At 32.4% G+C, this 19330-nt stretch carries 19 protein-coding genes; 3 read left to right on the forward strand and 16 right to left on the reverse strand.

Annotated features, from left to right (window positions below; genetic code table 11):
- Positions 1–327: 327 nt before the first annotated feature.
- The 4 genes from Q7I96_05050 to Q7I96_05065 all read right to left on the reverse strand — a co-directional run bounded on the left by Q7I96_05050 (position 328) and on the right by Q7I96_05065 (position 5413).
- Complete coding sequence (locus Q7I96_05050; protein ID MDO9626979.1) at positions 328–1170, reverse strand: fumarate hydratase; 843 nt, start codon at positions 1168–1170, stop codon at positions 328–330.
- A 145-nt stretch (positions 1171–1315) separates the two neighbouring features.
- A complete protein-coding gene (locus Q7I96_05055) occupies positions 1316–2227 on the reverse strand; it encodes a peptidase (GenBank protein ID MDO9626980.1) in 912 nt (303 codons plus the stop codon).
- 298 nt (positions 2228–2525) lie between these two features.
- Entirely contained in the window at positions 2526–3977 is a 1452-nt protein-coding gene (locus tag Q7I96_05060) for an MmgE/PrpD family protein (protein ID MDO9626981.1), read from the reverse strand.
- Positions 3978–4114: 137 nt separating this feature from the next.
- Positions 4115–5413: a tRNA(Ile)(2)-agmatinylcytidine synthase gene (locus tag Q7I96_05065; GenBank protein ID MDO9626982.1), complete on the reverse strand. Its 1299-nt coding sequence runs from the start codon at positions 5411–5413 to the stop codon at positions 4115–4117.
- A gap of 19 nt (positions 5414–5432) precedes the next feature.
- Between Q7I96_05065 and Q7I96_05070 the strand changes: the two genes are divergently transcribed.
- Positions 5433–6440, forward strand: coding sequence for a transcriptional regulator (locus Q7I96_05070; GenBank protein ID MDO9626983.1), 1008 nt, complete (start codon positions 5433–5435; stop codon positions 6438–6440).
- Between the two features lie 140 nt (positions 6441–6580).
- Here the strand turns inward: Q7I96_05070 and Q7I96_05075 are convergent, their stop codons facing one another.
- From Q7I96_05075 to Q7I96_05085, 3 genes are all read right to left on the reverse strand, one after another.
- Complete coding sequence (locus Q7I96_05075) at positions 6581–7099, reverse strand: N-acetyltransferase (GenBank protein MDO9626984.1); 519 nt, start codon at positions 7097–7099, stop codon at positions 6581–6583.
- A 72-nt stretch (positions 7100–7171) separates the two neighbouring features.
- Positions 7172–7921 carry a hypothetical protein gene (locus tag Q7I96_05080; protein MDO9626985.1) on the reverse strand — a complete coding sequence of 250 codons (750 nt, stop codon included), beginning with the start codon at positions 7919–7921 and terminating at the stop codon, positions 7172–7174.
- A gap of 138 nt (positions 7922–8059) precedes the next feature.
- Positions 8060–8395: a heavy metal-binding domain-containing protein gene (locus Q7I96_05085; GenBank protein MDO9626986.1), complete on the reverse strand. Its 336-nt coding sequence runs from the start codon at positions 8393–8395 to the stop codon at positions 8060–8062.
- Between the two features lie 273 nt (positions 8396–8668).
- Between Q7I96_05085 and serA the strand changes: the two genes are divergently transcribed.
- Positions 8669–10240, forward strand: a complete 1572-nt coding sequence (gene serA / locus Q7I96_05090; protein ID MDO9626987.1) for a phosphoglycerate dehydrogenase — start codon at positions 8669–8671, stop codon at positions 10238–10240.
- Between the two features lie 144 nt (positions 10241–10384).
- On the opposite strand, the gene Q7I96_05095 is transcribed toward serA, so the two are convergent.
- The 4 genes from Q7I96_05095 to Q7I96_05110 form a co-directional block, all read right to left on the reverse strand.
- Entirely contained in the window at positions 10385–10816 is a 432-nt protein-coding gene (locus Q7I96_05095; protein ID MDO9626988.1) for a Mov34/MPN/PAD-1 family protein, read from the reverse strand.
- Between the two features lie 132 nt (positions 10817–10948).
- On the reverse strand, positions 10949–11773 hold the full coding sequence (locus tag Q7I96_05100; protein MDO9626989.1) for a tRNA(His) guanylyltransferase Thg1 family protein: 825 nt from the start codon (positions 11771–11773) through the stop codon (positions 10949–10951).
- Positions 11774–11857: 84 nt separating this feature from the next.
- Complete coding sequence (locus Q7I96_05105; protein MDO9626990.1) at positions 11858–12622, reverse strand: aspartate dehydrogenase; 765 nt, start codon at positions 12620–12622, stop codon at positions 11858–11860.
- Between the two features lie 253 nt (positions 12623–12875).
- Positions 12876–13199 (reverse strand): PRC-barrel domain-containing protein, encoded by a 324-nt coding sequence (locus tag Q7I96_05110; GenBank protein MDO9626991.1) that lies wholly within the window; start codon positions 13197–13199, stop codon positions 12876–12878.
- 366 nt (positions 13200–13565) lie between these two features.
- On the opposite strand from Q7I96_05110, the gene Q7I96_05115 reads away from it, so the two are divergent.
- Positions 13566–14291 (forward strand): tRNA-binding protein, encoded by a 726-nt coding sequence (locus Q7I96_05115; GenBank protein MDO9626992.1) that lies wholly within the window; start codon positions 13566–13568, stop codon positions 14289–14291.
- A 210-nt stretch (positions 14292–14501) separates the two neighbouring features.
- Here Q7I96_05115 and Q7I96_05120 read toward each other — a convergent pair whose 3' ends face one another.
- The 5 genes from Q7I96_05120 to Q7I96_05140 form a co-directional block, all read right to left on the reverse strand.
- Positions 14502–15914, reverse strand: coding sequence for a lactaldehyde dehydrogenase (locus Q7I96_05120; GenBank protein ID MDO9626993.1), 1413 nt, complete (start codon positions 15912–15914; stop codon positions 14502–14504).
- Positions 15915–16032: 118 nt separating this feature from the next.
- Complete coding sequence (locus Q7I96_05125) at positions 16033–16224, reverse strand: class III signal peptide-containing protein (GenBank protein ID MDO9626994.1); 192 nt, start codon at positions 16222–16224, stop codon at positions 16033–16035.
- Between the two features lie 9 nt (positions 16225–16233).
- Complete coding sequence (locus Q7I96_05130; GenBank protein ID MDO9626995.1) at positions 16234–17166, reverse strand: type II secretion system F family protein; 933 nt, start codon at positions 17164–17166, stop codon at positions 16234–16236.
- A 392-nt stretch (positions 17167–17558) separates the two neighbouring features.
- Entirely contained in the window at positions 17559–18569 is a 1011-nt protein-coding gene (locus tag Q7I96_05135) for an aminopeptidase P family protein (GenBank protein MDO9626996.1), read from the reverse strand.
- Positions 18570–18691: 122 nt separating this feature from the next.
- The gene (locus Q7I96_05140) at positions 18692–19156 is read right to left on the reverse strand and encodes an HIT family protein (protein ID MDO9626997.1); all 465 of its coding nucleotides are present in this window, start codon (positions 19154–19156) and stop codon (positions 18692–18694) included.
- Positions 19157–19330 lie beyond the last annotated feature (174 nt).

Consider the following 19330-nt stretch of genomic DNA (forward strand, 5'->3'; position numbering starts at 1 on the left):
CCTGTGGCGAATATCAATATAATCCACAGTTATTCACTTGTTTTTATAGATAATTAATGATAAAACGAATTTTATCACCAAATAAATCCAAAGACCATATTATTAATATGAAATTATTTAAAAGTTTATGTAGGTTTATAATTCAGTATAAAAATCTAATACGTCTAATAACTTGAATTAATCCATCATATTATCGTATTACAAAGTATAAAATAGATACAATCATTAAAAATATAATTATGCTCTACCCTACTTATACTATACTTCTATATTGTTTTAATAGGTAATTGATTAGGATTTAATTAATTTAAGAGAAATTTAAGAGCTTTAGATTTTGATCAAAGCCTTTCTAGGCTCTACACAACAGCAAGGCCTCATGGAAACAATCCTCACTCCACTAGCCCTTTGAGGCCCAATTTTTACAAAAGACCCTAAAGCCGTTGAACCTCCCCCCAGTCCAAGTGGGCCAACTTGAGTCCCATTAAGAGAATTTGTAATGTAATTTTCAATTTCAGACTGTTTATTTAAGTTCCCATAAGCCATTGCTTTAATCATTAAAGATGTTGCTTCAAAATGAGTCCTGCCAATGCCCACTGCCGGGATGCATGGAGTGCAACCTAACATTGGAACCTCTGATTTGAACCATGTTACAACTTCCTCAAATACTTTTCTATTATCCCGCTTATGGAAAACTCTATAAGTACTGGCTCTTATTTCTGGCCCACCACCTAACATTAAAATATGAATTTTGGTTTGCTTTCCGGGAATAGAATCCATTAAGATTGCAGGTGAGATTAGTTTTCCCGGATCTTCAAATAGGCCTTGAGTTTGTTCAATTCGCTGAATATCATTCCCTTTAACTGCCATGGGCCTTGCAGGGAGCTTCTGTAATCCAAGTTCAATACCGGATTCAATATCCTTTAAAAAAGCAACGGGAAGTTCTGAATCATCTCCCAATTCAATTAAAACATGAGGAATCCCAGTATCATCACATAAAGGCCTTTTTGCAGCCTCAGCAATTTTTGCATTTTCCATAAGGATATTTAAAACCCAAGCAGCATTTTCATTAGTCTCTTTAGAAAGTGCCATTTCATAGGCATCTATCTGATCAGGGCGATAAGTTGTGCTGGCCTCAATGACCGCTTCCTTCACTTTATTAATCAAATCCATGTACTCGTTCCTTAAAAAATATTATACTTAAAAATATTATAATTTAAAAACTTAGATATTGCTTTAATGTTTTTAATTTTCGATATTATATTCACATTATATTATAATTAAGGTATAATGTGACAAAAATATTTTTTTTAATCTATTACCTCAAAACAGGTATCGCCAGATCAGATGGGCCCTTACCAGACATTTTAGCTTCAGGATAATATCTTAAAATCATGGATTGTACTAAAAACACTTGTCTAATCCTTTCACGGGCCTGTGTCTCTGTAGTGTCCCAGCCATGATGACCTGCTACTGCCCCTCCAGTCTTGAGATAAACCGGTGAAACAGCTCGAATAATATCTGGAGCTTCATAATGACGTATAAATCCTCCAGAAGATTTAGGATTTTCGGTGTGAACATCTATAGAGATATCTATAGCGTCCCTAAGCGATGCCAGCATATTAATTTGAAGATCCCTAACTGGATTAAATGAATCAGCCCCAATTTCTTCTAAAAGTTTGGCTGAAGCGGGATTTCCATGGCCAGTATGGGCGGATATCTTAAAGTGAACATCTTCTGGAATATCACCTTCTTTTCGCATTTGATTTAGGGTCCATAAAAGGCCCTCATCATAAACTACAATTCCCCTAACTCCTAGAGAAATTGCTCTTTTTACATCTTCAATAGCATATAAAAGATTATTATATCCTCTTAATCGATATCCAATCCTGGCCCCTTCTTTGGTTTGGGCAGAAGCACTGGTATCATAGACCGCTCTAGGCCCTACACTTAAAAAGAGTTCAAGTTTGGCTTCTCTTGCAAGATCCGTCATTTTTTCTATTTCAGAGTCCGTTAAAAGCATTATTCCTTTGGTCTGAGTAACCCGATGCACTAAGACCTGAAATTCATCCATGGCATCAATTAGAGATTCCATAGCAACTGGTTTTTGAATCCCCGGAACTTCGAATCTGTATTGGGCATCATCTTTAAATCTTTTATGAGATGTGTAATTACTATTAATATCCCCATTTATCCCGATTTTTTCTAAAAATGCCTTTGTATCTTTCAATATCCCACCGCCATTTAGTTTATTCAATTTAGGTATGAGATTTAATTAAAAGTGATTTAATAAATATATTAAGTTCAGTATTGTAATTAATTTATTTTAATTATATTAATTAGGAAATTGGATTTTTAATTATATATTATATAAAATATTTGGTTGTAATAATCCATCAAATAGTTCTATTAATATAAAATGTAAATGAAATTTATTTAGAGAGAATATTGGGGATTAAAAGATTTTAAGCATTTAATGAACATATTAACCTATTTTTCAACATTTATTAATAAGTGCCTAAAAGTAGTTATTTTTTTAAATCTATAATAAAATCTCTTATTTTAAGCAAAGGTATATGATCAATTGAATTTAGATTAAATGATTTAAAATCAGGATTTAAAGAGTAAAATTTCTCAAAAATCTCCTGTTTGGTGAAAGGATTTTCAGGCTCTCCTTTAGGTAAAAATGTAGTCTTTTCAAGAATCAAATTATTCATCCCATCAGTATTATTAGTATTAGTATTATTATAGAGATTATAATTATTGAGTCCATTAACCATTTTTAATCCTTTTTCAAATTCAATTATAACTCTCGCAGGCCTTTTTTGAGGTTGAAGATTATTTAATTTGTTATCAACCTGAATTTCAACTTTATCTGCAATTTTTAAGATTTTATTTTTAAACTCCAGATTACTTTCAAACTCTTCAATATTTTCTAGTGTTAAATCACCTTTATTCAGCAAAATGCCCAGGCTGATAGGTAAGCTCTGTCGAACAGATTCTAAAGTCATAGGACAGTAATTATCATGTTCAGCTGCCGTTTTATAAGTTTGAACGGTTATTTTCTTGATTTTTTGATTTTCAATAGCATAAATATTTATTTCATTCAAAATATCTACTGCAGAGCCAATGGTAGAATGTAAATGCCTGCAAACTGGATATTTCTTTAAATAAACATTCTGAATATGAAATTGACCCAGTTCCGAATTAATCTGATTTGCTATTTTAATAGAATTCTCAAAAACTTCTTCACCACCAAGAGCCTTGAAAAATCCTTCTTTGCCTTCCACTATGCTTTCAGCACCGGTGAATCCCTTTTGTGATAGAAGAGCAGATATCATCCCAGATTGAACTGCTCTACCTGCATGAAGGTGTTTACCCATGGTACCGGCGTGATCCGATTCTAGAAGACCTGCGGCCTGGGTTCCAGCCAGACCTAAAGCATTTATAGTTTTTTCCAAATCCAAATTCAGAATTTTAGATGATACAGCAGCCGCAGCAAAGGTTCCTATAGTTCCCGTACTATGAAAACCACTACTGCGGTGTGAAGGATTAATTGCTTTTCCCAGCACTATGGCTACCTCATATCCCACAATTATTGATTTTAAGAATTCTTTTCCAGTTTTATCTTTCTCTTCTGCTAGGGCCAGGGCCGCAGGAATCACAGTACAACCTGGATGCAGCTGAGCTAAACGATGCCCATCATCCAGATCCAGACAATGAGCCGAAATCCCATTTAAAAACCCAGCATTGAGAGCATCTCCATTTTCATGGCCAATAATAGTTGATTTAAATTCAAAATTAGAGTTAAAATAAGGATTAAGAACTTCAAAGGCAATTGAACTACTTTTCTCTTGAGAGCCTCTAAGTGAAACACCTAAAAAATCCAGAAAACATAATTTGGCCTTTTCTATTGCTGAATCAGGTATATCTTCATATTTTAAAGAAACAATAAAATTTGCTAGTTCTCTAGTAATCATTGATTAAACTAACTGCATGAGTAAATATAATTTTTACTATTTTATTAGCATATGATAAGGAGGCATTACTCTAGAAAATTTAAAAATAAGTTGAAAATTTAAAAAAATAATCAAAATGAAAGAAGAAGAAAAAAATATTAATAAATACAATCATGTGATTTTTTAGCCATTCTAATCAATTGTTTAGATAAATGACGTCGAGCTGATGGTGGAACTTCATAAAAACCTTCATTAATATCTCTTGAAATTTCAATTCGCAGTTTTTGGCCATTTCTTAATTTATTACCACATTTAGTGCATTTAAATCCTTTACCTGCACCTGCGGATTTCATTCGTTTACCACAATCACATAATGGATTTTCTTCTTTAAAAAGTGGAGCTAGATCCATTATTCTAATTTTTTCTATGTTCAAAGTCTCTTGAGCACCAATACCACCATATATTTCTACTTTATCACCAGGAATTAGTTTTTTAACAATATTTCTAAATCCTTTAGTTGGTTCATAAGCGGCACATTCTATTTCTCCAGAAGAATCCTCTAATGTAAAAAAGATATGGCCTCCTTCAATGACGCGAGGGTTATCCTTTACTAATCCATTTATAATATAACATGCAAACTGTTTCATATCAGAGATTTTACTGATTTTTTGAAGATGCATATCCGTATGCTGATTGGTTTCGAAAATAAAATATCCTTCAATAGGTTCCAGTGATTCAACTAAATTATGGGCCTCCAGAACTGCTTCAGGACTTTCTCCCCTAATTCCATATAAAATAGGGCAAGGGGTGTGTGGTTCTATGGCCATGTAGCCTTGATCAATGTTATCAAAGGTTTGAGGATATGTTTTTTCATTCATTAGGACCACAGATTCAGGATTGATCTTCCTCAGGCTACCATAATTTTCAGGTAGTCGGTAGGCCAGTAATTCAAAGGTACTATCCCTCAAATAACAACCTATGGCTGCTAGAGCTCCAATAATTCCCCTACCTTTTTTAAATTGATGAATTTCAGCACCAATATCCTGGGCCAGTTTTTCAGCTTCTTTAATGGTTAAAATTTCTTTTATTGCGCGAGTAGCAAATACTGGAAGGCGATTATCCATTACCATTTGCCCATTAATACTTCTTCCTTCGTAAAATACCACACCAGGATTTGTATTTTCATTATCCATTTTGGATAGGTTTTTAACGGCATCTAAAATTATCTTTTTGGCCTCATCTTTTTTTGACTGAGAATCCACAATTAATTTAAATGAAACTGCACCATTGCCTCTGGTTTTGAATCTGGCAAATGGATTAAGTCTAATTAATCTAGGATAACTTGCAATCTCAAAACCAAAATCTTTAAGTCCATTGATAATTACAAAAGTTATATAAGTAGTGCACATTCCTTCTGGGGAATCTGTATCATCTATACCAACATATAATTCATTCATCGATTTCACCGGTTATTTTATGATTAATGTAAAACGGGGCCACGTCCTTCAAGAAATTAACGAACTTCTAGCCAACAATGGATTTGAAACTTCCCATATCTATGAGCGAAGTTGCTTTGACATGGTTGCTCGAAGAAAGTTATTGCTATTACTATTAAAAGTTTTAGTTAATATAGATGGGATAAATGGCGTCCAGGCCCAAGAAATAAGAAAGATATCACACAGTTTTATGGCCTCCCCCTTGATTGTAGGCCTTAAATCAAAAAGTGAACACTTGGAAGAAGATGTGGTATATGAAAGGCATGGCATACCAGTTATTGGTCTGGAAACCCTTAAAAACATGATTATTGAAGGAGAATATCCTGAAATTCTGGCAGATCGTGGTGGATATTATGTCCAGATAAATGGAGAAGTTTTAAAGGAAGTTCGTGAAGATTATAATCTTTCTCTAAAAGATTTAGCTGATTTGGCCCATGTATCAAGAGAAACCATTTATAAATACGAACATGGAATTGTAAGGGCCTGTCCTGAAACCGCCATGATGCTGGAAGACATTTTAAATCTTAAAATCACCCTTTCTATTGATTTATTCAAGGTCCCTGATTCATTAAAAGAATTAAATATTGGCAAATCAAATGAATCTCCATTAAATGATAATAAAATTAATATGAATGAATTTCAACCTCAAAAACTAGTTGAATTGGGTTTTGGTATTATTCCCACTCAGAAAACTCCTTTTGATGCTTTGGCCAAACTGGAAAACAATAACCAGATTTCAAAAAATGTTGAAACACCACTCATAACCAATTTAGAAAAAAATCGAAAACAAAGAACGCTAAAAAAGATGGCCATAACTTTAAAAGATCTTTCACTTATTACTGGATCCAGTTCTGTTTTCATATTGGATAATGAGAAAATTAAGGAATCCTTGGATGGGATACCCGTGGTCCACGGCTGGGAAATGGGAGAAATAGAAACCCCCGCCGAATTTTTAAAGATGATTAAAGAAAGAAAAGAATGTAATTAAGATCCGAATTTATTAAATTTAATTTTATAATTTTCTTTATTAAATAAATAAATTATTAATTTTTATTTAAACATTATTAGACTAATTTTAATCTATTTTAGATGATATCCACTAATAACAGTTTAAATCGTATTTAAATATTAGATAAATTCATCAAATTCAGGAGCGAGCTTAACCATTCCTTGAATATTATCTAAATATCCTGGAACAAGTTCATAGACCATGAAAGCCTCATCAGGGACTGGAAATGGTGCGTCTAAACCTTTTTCTCGAGCAGGAGAAAACCCAAATCGTGGATAATACTCCGGATGACCAACAACCACGATTGCTTTATATCCTAATGATTTACAATTTTTAATTCCTTCCTTAATTAAACCAGAACCGATTCCTTGTCGCTGAAAATTCGGCTTAACTGCAAGAGGTGCTAGGGAAAGAGCAACAAAATCACCCTTTGGGGACTCTATAGTTAATTTGGTGAATAATATATGTCCCAAAACTTCCCCATCTTTCTCAGCCACTATAGAAAGCCCATTTACATAGCTTTCAGAATTTCTGAGCATGTCAACCAGGCGAGCCTCATTATCTTCAGGAAATGCGAGTTGGTTAGTTTCAAAAATTGCGTCATGATCATTATCTTTTTCTGGACGATATTTTATCATTTATAGCCCCCTTAAAATTGAATATATATTCTAATAGTTTCTTTATTATAAATTTAACGTTTATTATCCAGATTATTTGTTAAAAAGCAAATTAAATGTTTCTTCAGCTTCTTTTTCTGATGCGACACCCATTGTAACCATATCCACATATTCCAGAGTTTTAAGGAAATCAATAGCCTCTTCAGGATTTAAAATTCCAACTGCTAGGATTTTATTGGCTATGATTACTTTATTCAGTTTTTTAAGTAATTTTGCTAGTTCGGCCCGTTCTTCATGCATGAAAACCGGATAATCCATCATATAGCCCAATTTGTTAACTGGAATCATGTAAATGTCAAATAAATCCTTAATATCCGAATCAATTAGTTTAGGTGTGGTTTCCTTAGGTAAAGCTGTTATAATGCCCGATATTACATTTTCATCATTTATTTTATTCAATGATTCTTCAATAAAATCAATATCGGATTTATCAGTTACCCATTCATCTAAAAGCATTATACTAACTTCCAGACTTGATAAAAGTTGAATATCTTCTTCTAAATTATCTTTTCTAACTGTGCCCCATATATCAAATTTTATTCCTTCATCTTGGGCCAATTTCAAAGCCCGGATTACCGGTTCTTCTGGAATTAGCTGAATGGCCTGAACACCCATTTCATGAGATTTTTTCATGATTTTTAGAATGTTCTCAGAACTATTATGAAAATCCAGTTGATATAAACGGGCTCTGTGGCCAAAATAAGGCATTCCAATGAAAGGAGCAGTCCCCAGAGAAGTTTGAGGTATTTTTTTGTCTTTTATTTTAATATAATCGTTGAACATGATTTTACCATTAGAATTGTTAATAAAAGATACTTTTAAAATAGATTAATAATTAGATTATTTAAGATAGATTATTTAAGATTTATTAAAAATTAAATTAAAATAAGTTTTAATCCTATAATCCCAAAAAGCATTTTTTTACTTCTTCTCAGCAATAACTGCCGTGCCATAAGCTAAAATTTCCTGCATTACATTGGAAATTTCATCAGAGTCAAAACGAACACTTATTACTGCATTTGCACCTAATTCTTCTGCATGCGCAATCATTCTATTTAGGGCCTCATTTCTAGACTCTTCCATCATTTTAACATACTCTTTTATTTCTCCACCAAACATGGACCTGATTCCCGCTCCAACTTGGCCCCCTAATCCCCTACTTCTAACAGTAAGACCATATACAAAGCCTTTAGTTTCTGAAATTTCAAATCCCGGCACATGATTAGCACTGGACACAATAAATTCTTCAGTTCTCAATTTTATTCCTCCCCTAATAATTTTTAAATTGAATTTTGAATTAAAACATTTTATTTTTATAATAACCTTATTTTAATCTTCCTCGGTTATTTTATTAGTATTTAATTTATATTATATTCTTTAGGACTAGTTTTTATTAAATTTAATTAATAAGACCACATACAAAATCATAGAATTTAATGATAGATCCTACATTCAGTCACCATATTTAAATGCAGTCTAAATCAAACAAGTTGTAGAGAATAAAATTGTTATGGTGAAATTATGGATAAAATGAAAGTAATCATTGCGGATTCAATTAATGAAAAAGGAATTTCGGATCTTGAAGAAGTTGCTGAAGTATTAGTTGATACCAGCATTACACCAGAAGAACTGGTTAAAGTTATTAAAGATTTCAACGCTATTGTAGTAAGAAGTAGAACTAAAATAACCCGTGAGGTAATTGAAAACGCCCCAAATCTCAAGATAATTGCTCGAGCAGGAGTAGGTGTGGACAATGTGGATGTAGAAGCCGCTACAGAAAAGGGAATTATGGTAGTAAACGCTCCAGAATCTACATCCATTACGGTAGCCGAGCAGACAATGGGATTAATGCTTTCCCTGTCTAGAAAGATTTCCATTGCTGATAAGTCTGTTAAAGATGGCAAATGGGAAAAAAGTAGATTCATGGGATTAGAACTCAATAACAAAACCCTGGGAATTATTGGTATGGGTCGGATTGGATCACAAGTAGTTATACGGTCCAAAGCATTTGGAATGGATGCTATGGTTTACGATCCATATATCAGCGAAGAAGTGGCCAAAGACTTAGGTGTGGAAGTTGTAGATTTAGAAACTGTATTTAAAGAATCAGATGTTATAACCATTCACGTACCTTTAACCCCTGAAACCAAACATATAGTTTCTACCGATGCCTTTGAAATGATGAAAGATAGTGCTTTCATAATTAACTGTGCCCGTGGTGGAATAATTGATGAAGACGCCCTTTATATCGCCTTAACTGAAAACAAAATTGGTGGTGCAGCTTTAGACGTATTTGAAAAAGAACCGCCAGAAGGAAGCCCACTTTTAGGGCTGGACAATATTGTAGTTACGCCCCACATTGGAGCTTCAACTGCCGAAGCACAAAGAGACGCTGCTTTAATAGTAGCTAATGAGATTATAGAAGTTTTTAAAGGTGGATCAGCTCGAAATGTTTTAAATATGCCTGTTCTTGATTCTAAAACTTACACCGGATTAAAACCTTATCTTAACCTGGCTGAAAAACTGGGAAGTTTTGTAGTACAGGCCGCTCCAGGAAATATACATGAAATGAATGTTACTTACTGCGGCGAACTGGCAGATATGCCTAAAAAGGACATTTTAACCAGAACCATACTTCAGGGAATTTTAAATCCTATTTTAAATGAACCGGTAAATATGATTAATGCTCCATCCATTGCTAAAAGGAGAGGTCTGGTAATTACTGAAGGTAAAAGATCTGAATCTGAAGGATACCGCTGCATTATTGTATTACATGTTAAAACGGATGCAGGTGATTACCTAGTAGAAGGAACCTATGTTGATGAACCTAAAATAATTAAAATCAACAATTACTGGGTCGATGTCAAACCAGAAGGAACCATGTTCATTGCCAAGTATCAGGATTTACCTGGAACAATCGGTGCCATTGGAACAAAACTGGGTGAATATGGAATAAATATTGCTACCATGCAAGTTGGACGCCAAGAAGTCGGTGGAGAAGCTGTTATGGTGCTTAAAGTGGACCAAACCGTTCCTGAAGATGTAATAAAAGAAGTTACTAAACTAGAACATGTTGAAGATGCTGTTTCCATGTATCTCTAAATATTTTCTATTATATTTTTATTTTTTTATTTAAAAAGAATCAAACTCGTATTTTATTAAGTATAGCTTAAACTTATTTTTTATTTTCAATATAGTTAATAGTTAAAATAAATATAATTCGATTTTATTATACTATTTTATCAGTTAAACCGTATTAAAATCAGTTCTTTCACCAAATGAATTATAAGAAGCAATATTTTCAACATTATATGGTTCAGCAATTATCATGTGAAAAAGGCCATTTTTTGCAAAGAAATGGTAATCTGCCTGAGAAGGCTGGTTGCTGTAACCTGGATGGGAATGGACCGAACCAATAGACCCGGACATTGGTGGAAGCATGAATATTTTCATTACTGCACCTTCAGAAGATGTTTCACCTGGAAGGAATATTAGGCCATCTATATGGAGAACTGAATCTTTTATTTTACCCTGGAGAAGGGCCACAAACTCATTAGGATAAGATTCTTTGGAAATTTCCATAATTTCATCCAGAACTTCAGAATCAATATTCACCGATTCATATTTCTGCTTGTCATTTCCCAGTAAATAACTAATAAAATTGTCCAGTCTGCTCATTTTTTCATCCTTGAATTAAAATAAAAATATTTATAATGATTTAAAATTTGATTAACCGCAAATTATCAGCTATAAGAGGTATTATTCCATCTCACAATTAATTAAGCACATATTTCTATTTAAAAGGATTGATTATTCAATGAAATTATGAAAAAATTCATTATCAAATCTAGGAAGGTCAAAATCAACTTTAATCACTCTTCTTGAAGATGTGGTTGATTCTTTAGACAAAGGGTTGTAACCATTCACTATTTTATCAACTTTATAAATGCCTACTCCTCTTCGCTGCCATACAGGAACTTCTGCAATATTAATTCCCCTTTCAAAAAGGATATCGTGGATTTTATCTGCTTTGAGGCCGTTTAATATTTTCATGGCCTTTTCTTTATTCATTTCATCCCTAAGAGTCCAATAAATATATCCATTGATGCAGTTGCGCCAGGCTTCGTTTTGGCGGCCTTTAAAATATTCAGAAACCATTTCAGAAGATAATGGGATGACTCTGCAGTCAAAAGAAATCGTTTTTAATGTTTTGAAGATTTCTTCTATTTCCAAATTCCCAATTATAGTTGCATTATTATTATTATTATTATTATTATTATTATTCTCACTATTTTGGTATATTCTTTGAGATATTTTATTTTTAATGATGTTAGAATAAAATGAATTGGCTGTGAAACTGGCAAAAACTGAATTTAACTTTTCAATTCTTCCAGAGAATGGAATATCTGCCAACAGTATATTAAATTCATCAGAAAATGTGTAAATAAATGATGGGCTGAATTCTTTAAAGATTTCAGTGGCAGTATTCACCATAGCATCCAGGAAAAAAGGATCGTAAGGCTTTTTAAGGCCAATTTGTTTTGATAAATTATAAAAACCTCTTCCATCCAGCCTAAGTAATATTTTAGAGCCACAAGGGACCTTTAGACTAGAGAACATTTCACATTCTTTCATAAAACAAACATCCACCAATTTAATTAATATCTACCAATAAATTCTCGTAAAATTAACAAAAACGGATTTAAGTCAACCATTTAACTAAGTTCCTACAATAAAATGTTCATTTAAACTTTTAAGCAGTTTAATAGCAGAATATGCAGCCAGCACGCTGGTTTTAGGATTCACCGCACATCTAATATTTTTAGTTGTGGTTCTAAACTCACCAAAGTCTCCTTCTACTAAAACCTCATGAACATTGCGATCAACCACAGGATCGGCTATGATTTCCACATCCACATCCATACCGCAAGCAATACTTAATGCAGCCGCGACATTGATATTTACTGGAAATTTTTTAACTGCTTCTGATGCTTTACCTTTGTAAAGAGTTTCTTTTTCAGATATATCAATTCCCAGTGATTTAGGTGGTTTTCTTGTAGTCAGTGTGGCTTTTCTAATGGTTCCGATTGATGCTGCTTTGATTCCATCTAAACCTACAATGGCACCGGATGGAGCATAAATCTTTACATTATTCTCTTTAGCCAGATTTTCAAGATTATCTTTTACATCAGAATCCATCAAGGCCCCAATACTCATTATTATGACGCTTTTACCCTTTTCCAATATTTCAGGGACGACCTCAGCCACAGCTTTTGGTGCCGCTGCTTCAATAACCAGATCCACATGATCCAGCATATCTTCAATTTTTAAAACAGCCCTTCCGTCCAGTTGAGAAGCAAGATTTTCAGCCCTTTCCACATCTCGGTCATAAAAATATTTGAGTTCGACACCCAGTTTTCCTTCCAAAGCATAATTAGTAATAATATTAGCTATGGCTCCGCATCCTACTATTCCAACAATCATTGAATAACCTTGTAATTTAATAAAAGAATGATTTTCTTATTAAATAGAATTTAAATCTAATTTATAATAATATTTTAAAAGTATAATATTTAAAACTCATCTTAAAAAATTTATGCAGTTACTACCATTTAACTGCTATTAATGCTTAATTAACTGATAAATAATATGTACCTAAATGTACTTAAATAAATAAAAAAAAGATTATTAAAACTTCAATTTAAGTTCAAGAGAACTAAAAAAGATTATATGAATATTATGGAGAAATCGGAGCTTTTTCAGCAGGCAAATCTGGAGTTATAATCAATATATCCCCTACTGCTTGAACCCGATCATAAGCAATGTCCATTACCCCTTCTTCTTTAAGAGGCCTGATTTCATCAGCTTCTGGAACCATTCTTATGCTGGTTTTTATAACTTCTTTAAGCCCTACATTCTTTTTGTCTGGGCTCATGGCTCTAACTTTAAGATTGGAAACTCTGCCCTTTTTAATATTGAGAACCACATCTTGAACTCTTCCCACGTACTTTCCCCTAATTGTATATATGTCTAGACCATAAAGATTGGACAATTCGACCATTTTTCCACCGCCAGATTTTTAAATTCACTTCAAGTTTAATAAGAAAGGCTGTTCAATGTTAAATTTCTAATTATAAGATATTTTATCACTTAATAACTTAAATACTTTAGTACTGAAAGGATGAAAATGACTATTCGTATAATCAATTCAATAACTATCTATTAATAGTCAAAAAATATATCGAAATAGTAGTAAAATAAATATTTGAAATTGATTCTTGAGTTTAGTGAATTTTATTTAATAAATTTTAATAAATTCTCTATTTAATAACTTCATTTATGAAATTAAGTACAATTAATAAATATTTAGAATTATTTATAGCTGAATTCATGTTATAAATAAATTTGAATTAATTAAAGTGATAATATGTGGGACACCAGCAAAGATTACCGATTATTAGTCGCAGAAAAATCTATTGATCTTTTTGTAAGAACTGTCGACGGCAAAAGTTTTAAAGGACACTGGAAAAAGAGACCGGCCATAGATACGGCAAAGGAAATAAGTAGAGAACTTCAAGCTGTTGCTTATTCATATATGGAACCAGAAGACCTACTAGAATCTCCACATATAGCAACTATCAAAGAAAAAACTGCTAAAATTGAGGAATTTTTAGGTGGGGCAGACTGGAATAAAAAGTTTCTAGATATGGCCACCAAAGATGAAAAGGAAAAAACAGAAGAAAGCATAACTAAGGTCAAGTTTTTCTTGAATACTTTTTTAGGTCTGGAAAAACGGATTTCATTAGGCCCCATAAATGATCCAATTATTGGAATCGATATTGTTGTGGGAGAAATAATGAGTGCTGGTAAACATCCTCAGGCAGATAGCTTGATGATTTGTAACGTCAATCTAGGTGATAAGGCCATTACGGTAGTTACCAATGATATGGAAGTAAAAGAAAACAATCGTGTAGCCATTTCCATGCTTCCACCTAGCACATTCATGGGGATAAGCAGCGAAGGAATGTTTTTAGGTGCGGGTGAAGGTATTTTAAAAGATGTTGAAGGAGAATTAGGACAAATGCCTCATGGAATACCACTTGAAGCTTTAAATGAAACCCGAAACCTGATAGAATCTTTCCTGAAAAATTAACAAATAATATTATATTTTTATCCTTATTTATTCTTTTAAATTGATTTCAATAGTTAAATTCTGTTTAATCCATTTTAAATTATATTATACTTATTTTAAATAATTTTAATTTATTCATTTCTTAAAATAATTAATTAGTAAAAATGAAAAATGAAAATAAATTAAATAAATATATTTTTAAAAGAGATATGGAGAAAAAAACTAAAAATATTATCTCGTATTCAAAACAGCTAGTTTAGTTCTAGTCATATCTTCCACAGCATATTTTACTCCTTCTTTACCCATACCACTCATTTTAAAGCCACCAAACGGCATATTGTCTGTTCTAAAAGTGGATTGTTTATTAACCATAACCGAACCCGCTTCAATTTCTTGAACCGCTTTCAAAGCATGGTGGATATTTTCAGTGAATATACTGGCCTGCAGACCATATCTAGTATCATTGGCCACATTAATGGCATCATCAATACCATTTACACGAATTATAGGTGAAATAGGTCCAAATGTTTCATCCTGGACCACTTTCATGTTAGAGGTAACTTGATCCAGAACTGTAGGTTCAAAAAAGTTCCCATTCCGAGTTCCACCCATTAAAAGTTCTGCTCCCTCTTTTAAAGAATTTGAAACAATTCTTTCAACAACTTTTGCTGCATTTTCATTAATTAGTGGCCCTATATCAGTTTTAGTACTTAATGGATCTCCCATTTTAAGTTTTTTAGTTTCTTTAAGGAGCATCTCCACAAAATCATCAGCAACTGGTTCATCAACTATTAAACGTTTAACAGCAATGCAAACCTGGCCCGTGTAAAGATATGAACCACGTATTGTAGCTTCTACTGCTTTTCCAATATCAGCATCTTCTAAAACAATTAAAGGGTCATTACCTCCCAGTTCCAGTGTGATTTTTTTCATTACTGCTCTTTGGGAAATCATTCTTCCAGTTTCTACACTTCCCGTGAATGAAATTTTATCGATTTTTTCGCTTTTAACTAATTCATCCCCAATTATGCTTCCTCGGCCAGTTACCACATTTAATGCACCATCTGGAAAATGAGAATTTATGATTTCTGCCATTTTCAAAGCAGTCAAAGGTGCTAGTGCCGATGGCTTTACAACGACTGTATTCTTAGCAGCAAGCGCCGGTGCAATTTTATGAATCGCAAGATTTAACGGATAGTTAAATGGAGTAATGGCTCCTACCACACCCAGAGGGATTTTTAAAGTGAATGCCATGAATCCTTTGCCCCCAATACCCGCATCAATAGGCACAGTTTCACCATATATACGTTTAGATTCCTCAGAAGACAACTTAATTGTATCTATAGATCGCTTAACCTCATCACGAGCAGCATTAATAGGTTTACCAGTTTCCATAGTTATTAATCTTGCAAATTCTTCTAAATCATCAGATAAATCTGATGCGCAAGCATACAAAGCTTCTGAAATCTTTCTGGCAGAAAAATTTTTTAATTCGTTTTTCATGACATAAGCAGAGTTAATAGCTTTTTTAACGTCTTCTGGAGTTCCAGCTGGAACTTGATCAATTAAATCCTGGTTAAAAGGATTTATTACATCAATTTTTTCTTTGGAATCAACAAAATTCCCATTAATCAACATTTTCATGGAATTTCCTCAAATAAATGTTTTAAACCATATTTAAATACTAAAAAATAAAAAAGCGTTTTTGTAATAATTAAACTAAGATTATTACTCTTAATTTAAAAAAATAAAAATATTTTATCTAAAATTTATTATTAAGGCCATTAATAGCGTTAGTAAGATTATTAAGGTCGTTATTGGCTATTTCATTACCTAATCCGCTCAAATAAGTTTTGTAGTAAAGAGCCGCTACAATAGCTATTACAATTATTCCACCGAAGAGTAAAATCAACTCTGCAGATCCCTGTGCCTTCTCATCAATAACAATTTTCATGTTTTCACCTTAAGTTCCGACAATAAGATATGCGAATTTTCCTACAACATAAAATATACCATAAGCAGCTATAGCGAGAGGTATGGCAAATTTAATACCTTTACGGGCACTACCATACATAATAACACCAATCAATAATCCTGCGATTATAGAGTGAATGATAATATATCCCGTCGAAGCAATTATTGAGGCCCCTAAAAGAGGATTAGATTTCCCTAATGACTCAATAAAGCTAGAATAAACAGTTATCATTCCTAAAGCAAAAGGGGCAGCAACTATGGCAGCGATAATTAAAAACATTACTGACATCATTACATTAGCTTTTCTCTCCCTTTGAAGTGCTATAACTGCCCTTAAATCCTCTGCAACAGTTTCTATAACATCAGATAGACTACCACCCGCACGCTTACCTTCCAATATCATTCTGAAAGTTCTATCTAAATTTTTAGATTGAAGTCGTTCACCCATAGATAAAATAGCATCATCAAAAGTACGTCCAATTTTTATCTCAATAACTGCTCTTTTAAGCTCACTATTGAGTGGCCCTCCCCCGTGCCTAGCTACATCCTCCAGAGCAGTTTCTAATCCGACACCAGCCCTTAAAAGTGATGCAATTTGTCTTAAAAAATCAGGAGTTGTTTTTTCAATGGCATCAACCCGCCGTTCCATCATTAAAAATATATAACCCCCCATCAATAAAGGTGGGATAAAAAGCGCAAGAATAGCAGGTATAATTGGATCAATACCAACAAAAAAAGCCAAACCAAATGCCATTATTGCCAAAAATATGCTGGCCATACCTGCTAATGTAATCATGTCCGCGGATTTAACGTACATCCCACTTCTGATTAAAGTTTCTTGAAGTCTAATTTGAAACCTATCTGGAACTATACTATCAATAATATTGGAAACTGGTGCTAATGCTTGAGGAATAATGGCCAAATTTATACACCTTCAATTTATTAATTATGAAAATTATTATTTTGAGTTATATTTAAAAAATTTAATGAATAATGTTGTGAAATCGTTATTAAACGGATATTATAGGTTATAATTAATCGTAGTTAGATTTTTAATCAGTCTTTGTACTTAATTTTATTATAGTCTAGTATTATATTACTTTTTTGATGACATGATATTTATATTCAGTGTTAGTTGTATTCAATTTTTAATCAACTTATAAAAATAAATCAAAAATCTATTCTTAAAATAGTAAATTAATTATAATCCTCATAATTAAAAAAAAAAGATAATAATAAGATAAAATTGTTTTAAAGATGTTAATTTTTAAGACTTTTTTAAATATTAGTTAGGAGGTAAATCTTACTTAATAATTAACATTCAAAATTAAATTTACTTGGCAATTTAGTTAATATTTTAGGATTTTTCTTCACCAGAACCATATCCTCAATTCTAACTCCAAATTCACCTTCAAAATATATTCCAGGCTCTACAGTAACGATCATGTTTTTTTCTAGCTTTGAATCACTCTTTAAAGATAAAGAAGGTTCTTCATGAACTTCTAATCCCACACCATGACCCGTGGAATGAATAAAATTTTTACCATACCCATAATCAGAAATTACATCCCTAACTATTTTATCTACTTCTGAAGCCAGTACATCTGGAGCAATTGCATTTATACCTGCTTTTTGAGATTCTAAAACAATTTCTCTAATTTCTTCTTGTTTTTCTGTAGAAACAGATGTTCGAGTACAATCTGAACAGTAACCATTCCACTTAGCTCCCCAATCAATTAAAACATTATCTTCAACTTTATTTTCAGTAGGTTCTGCGTGAGGAAGGCTGGATCTAGCGCCAGATGCAACTATGGTGTCAAATGCCTCTTTTTGAGAACCATTATATTTCATATGGTGATTGATTTGATTGGCAACTTCCCATTCTTTTCCTTGTAATTTTAATGATTTTATAGAGATTTCAGCAATGCTTATGGCCTTTTCAATATATTTAACTTCTTGAGGGGTTTTAATCATCCTTAATTGGTTAACAATGTCACTAATGACTATTTTCCAATCCCCTCTGAGATTTTTACATGTTCCTAATGAAACAGAACTTTCCAGACCAACAGTTTTAATTCCATCTTTCTTTAAAAGTGTTTTAATTTCTTTAAAAGATTTAAATTCTTCTACAGGGATTTTAGAAATAATATTTGCTTCTTCTAAGTCCATTTTTGATGCGAAAAGAATAGGTTCTTCTGTAAAAAGAACCATTGAAAAACTGGAAGGACTGAAACCAGATAAGTATGCAATATTCTCATTTTTTAAAAATAATAAAGTTTGAATATTTTCCAATTCCATTTTATGATTAATAATATCAAAATCCATTTTAAAATCTCCAATAATACTCCAGTGAATTTAATATACTGCTGAATGTTCGTGCTAATTACTAAATTCACCATTAAATAAATTAAATAAAGTTAGGATATAATAAAATCCATGCCGCTGTTTTAAATGGAATATTTATCCATAGCAGATTTTATTAAATCAAATAAATCATCCATAACCTCGGAAGGGATTTCACGAGCAATTGGCTGAGGCACATATCCAAAATCAGGATCTTTAAAGGTAATTCCATGATATTCTACTGAATCTTTATATCGGGGAATGAAATGCCAGTGAATTTCAGGTTTAGGATTTTTTGCTCTGAAGGCTGCATTTTTAAAGCAGCTCCAATTAAATAAAGATGGGTTTAATATTTCTGCCAGTGCTTTTTCCATTATTTTAACTATTTTCCCAAATTCTACCCATTCATCAGCAGTTAATTCCATTAAATCTCTACACTGTCTTTTAAGTGAGACAACGCAAGTACCTAAGTACCGCTGACTGGGAGCTAAAAAAATTATCCAGTATTCAGTTTCTTGGACTTTTTTGCCGTAAAACCCGTCAATTGCACAATATTCACATTCATTCATTATTAAAATCCCCTAAAATAATTAAGATTGTTATATTAAATGTATATACCCTGACAATTATAAATAATTTATAAATTTTAGACCTATTTTCCGAATTTATTGTAATTAATTATATAATAATTAAAAACCAACCTTAATAACAATAATAAATTAAAATCCATTTTGACATATTTT

This window comes from Methanobacteriaceae archaeon, from assembly GCA_030656015.1.
Taxonomy (GTDB): domain Archaea; phylum Methanobacteriota; class Methanobacteria; order Methanobacteriales; family Methanobacteriaceae; genus UBA349.

Excerpts from the sequence above, each read along its gene's own strand:
- Q7I96_05050 (MDO9626979.1), bottom strand. The coding sequence starts at position 1,170 with ATGGATTTGATTAATAAAGTGAAGGAAGCGGTCATTGAGGCCAGCACA.
- Q7I96_05060 (MDO9626981.1), bottom strand. The coding sequence starts at position 3,977 with ATGATTACTAGAGAACTAGCAAATTTTATTGTTTCTTTAAAATATGAA.
- Q7I96_05065 (MDO9626982.1), bottom strand. The coding sequence starts at position 5,413 with ATGAATGAATTATATGTTGGTATAGATGATACAGATTCCCCAGAAGGA.
- Q7I96_05070 (MDO9626983.1), top strand. The coding sequence starts at position 5,433 with ATGATTAATGTAAAACGGGGCCACGTCCTTCAAGAAATTAACGAACTT.
- Q7I96_05075 (MDO9626984.1), bottom strand. The coding sequence starts at position 7,099 with ATGATAAAATATCGTCCAGAAAAAGATAATGATCATGACGCAATTTTT.
- Q7I96_05080 (MDO9626985.1), bottom strand. The coding sequence starts at position 7,921 with ATGTTCAACGATTATATTAAAATAAAAGACAAAAAAATACCTCAAACT.
- serA (MDO9626987.1), top strand. The coding sequence starts at position 8,669 with ATGAAAGTAATCATTGCGGATTCAATTAATGAAAAAGGAATTTCGGAT.
- Q7I96_05095 (MDO9626988.1), bottom strand. The coding sequence starts at position 10,816 with ATGAGCAGACTGGACAATTTTATTAGTTATTTACTGGGAAATGACAAG.
- Q7I96_05100 (MDO9626989.1), bottom strand. The coding sequence starts at position 11,773 with ATGAAAGAATGTGAAATGTTCTCTAGTCTAAAGGTCCCTTGTGGCTCT.
- Q7I96_05105 (MDO9626990.1), bottom strand. The coding sequence starts at position 12,622 with ATGATTGTTGGAATAGTAGGATGCGGAGCCATAGCTAATATTATTACT.
- Q7I96_05110 (MDO9626991.1), bottom strand. The coding sequence starts at position 13,199 with ATGGTCGAATTGTCCAATCTTTATGGTCTAGACATATATACAATTAGG.
- Q7I96_05115 (MDO9626992.1), top strand. The coding sequence starts at position 13,566 with ATGTGGGACACCAGCAAAGATTACCGATTATTAGTCGCAGAAAAATCT.
- Q7I96_05120 (MDO9626993.1), bottom strand. The coding sequence starts at position 15,914 with ATGAAAATGTTGATTAATGGGAATTTTGTTGATTCCAAAGAAAAAATT.
- Q7I96_05125 (MDO9626994.1), bottom strand. The coding sequence starts at position 16,224 with ATGAAAATTGTTATTGATGAGAAGGCACAGGGATCTGCAGAGTTGATT.
- Q7I96_05135 (MDO9626996.1), bottom strand. The coding sequence starts at position 18,569 with ATGGATTTTGATATTATTAATCATAAAATGGAATTGGAAAATATTCAA.
- Q7I96_05140 (MDO9626997.1), bottom strand. The coding sequence starts at position 19,156 with ATGAATGAATGTGAATATTGTGCAATTGACGGGTTTTACGGCAAAAAA.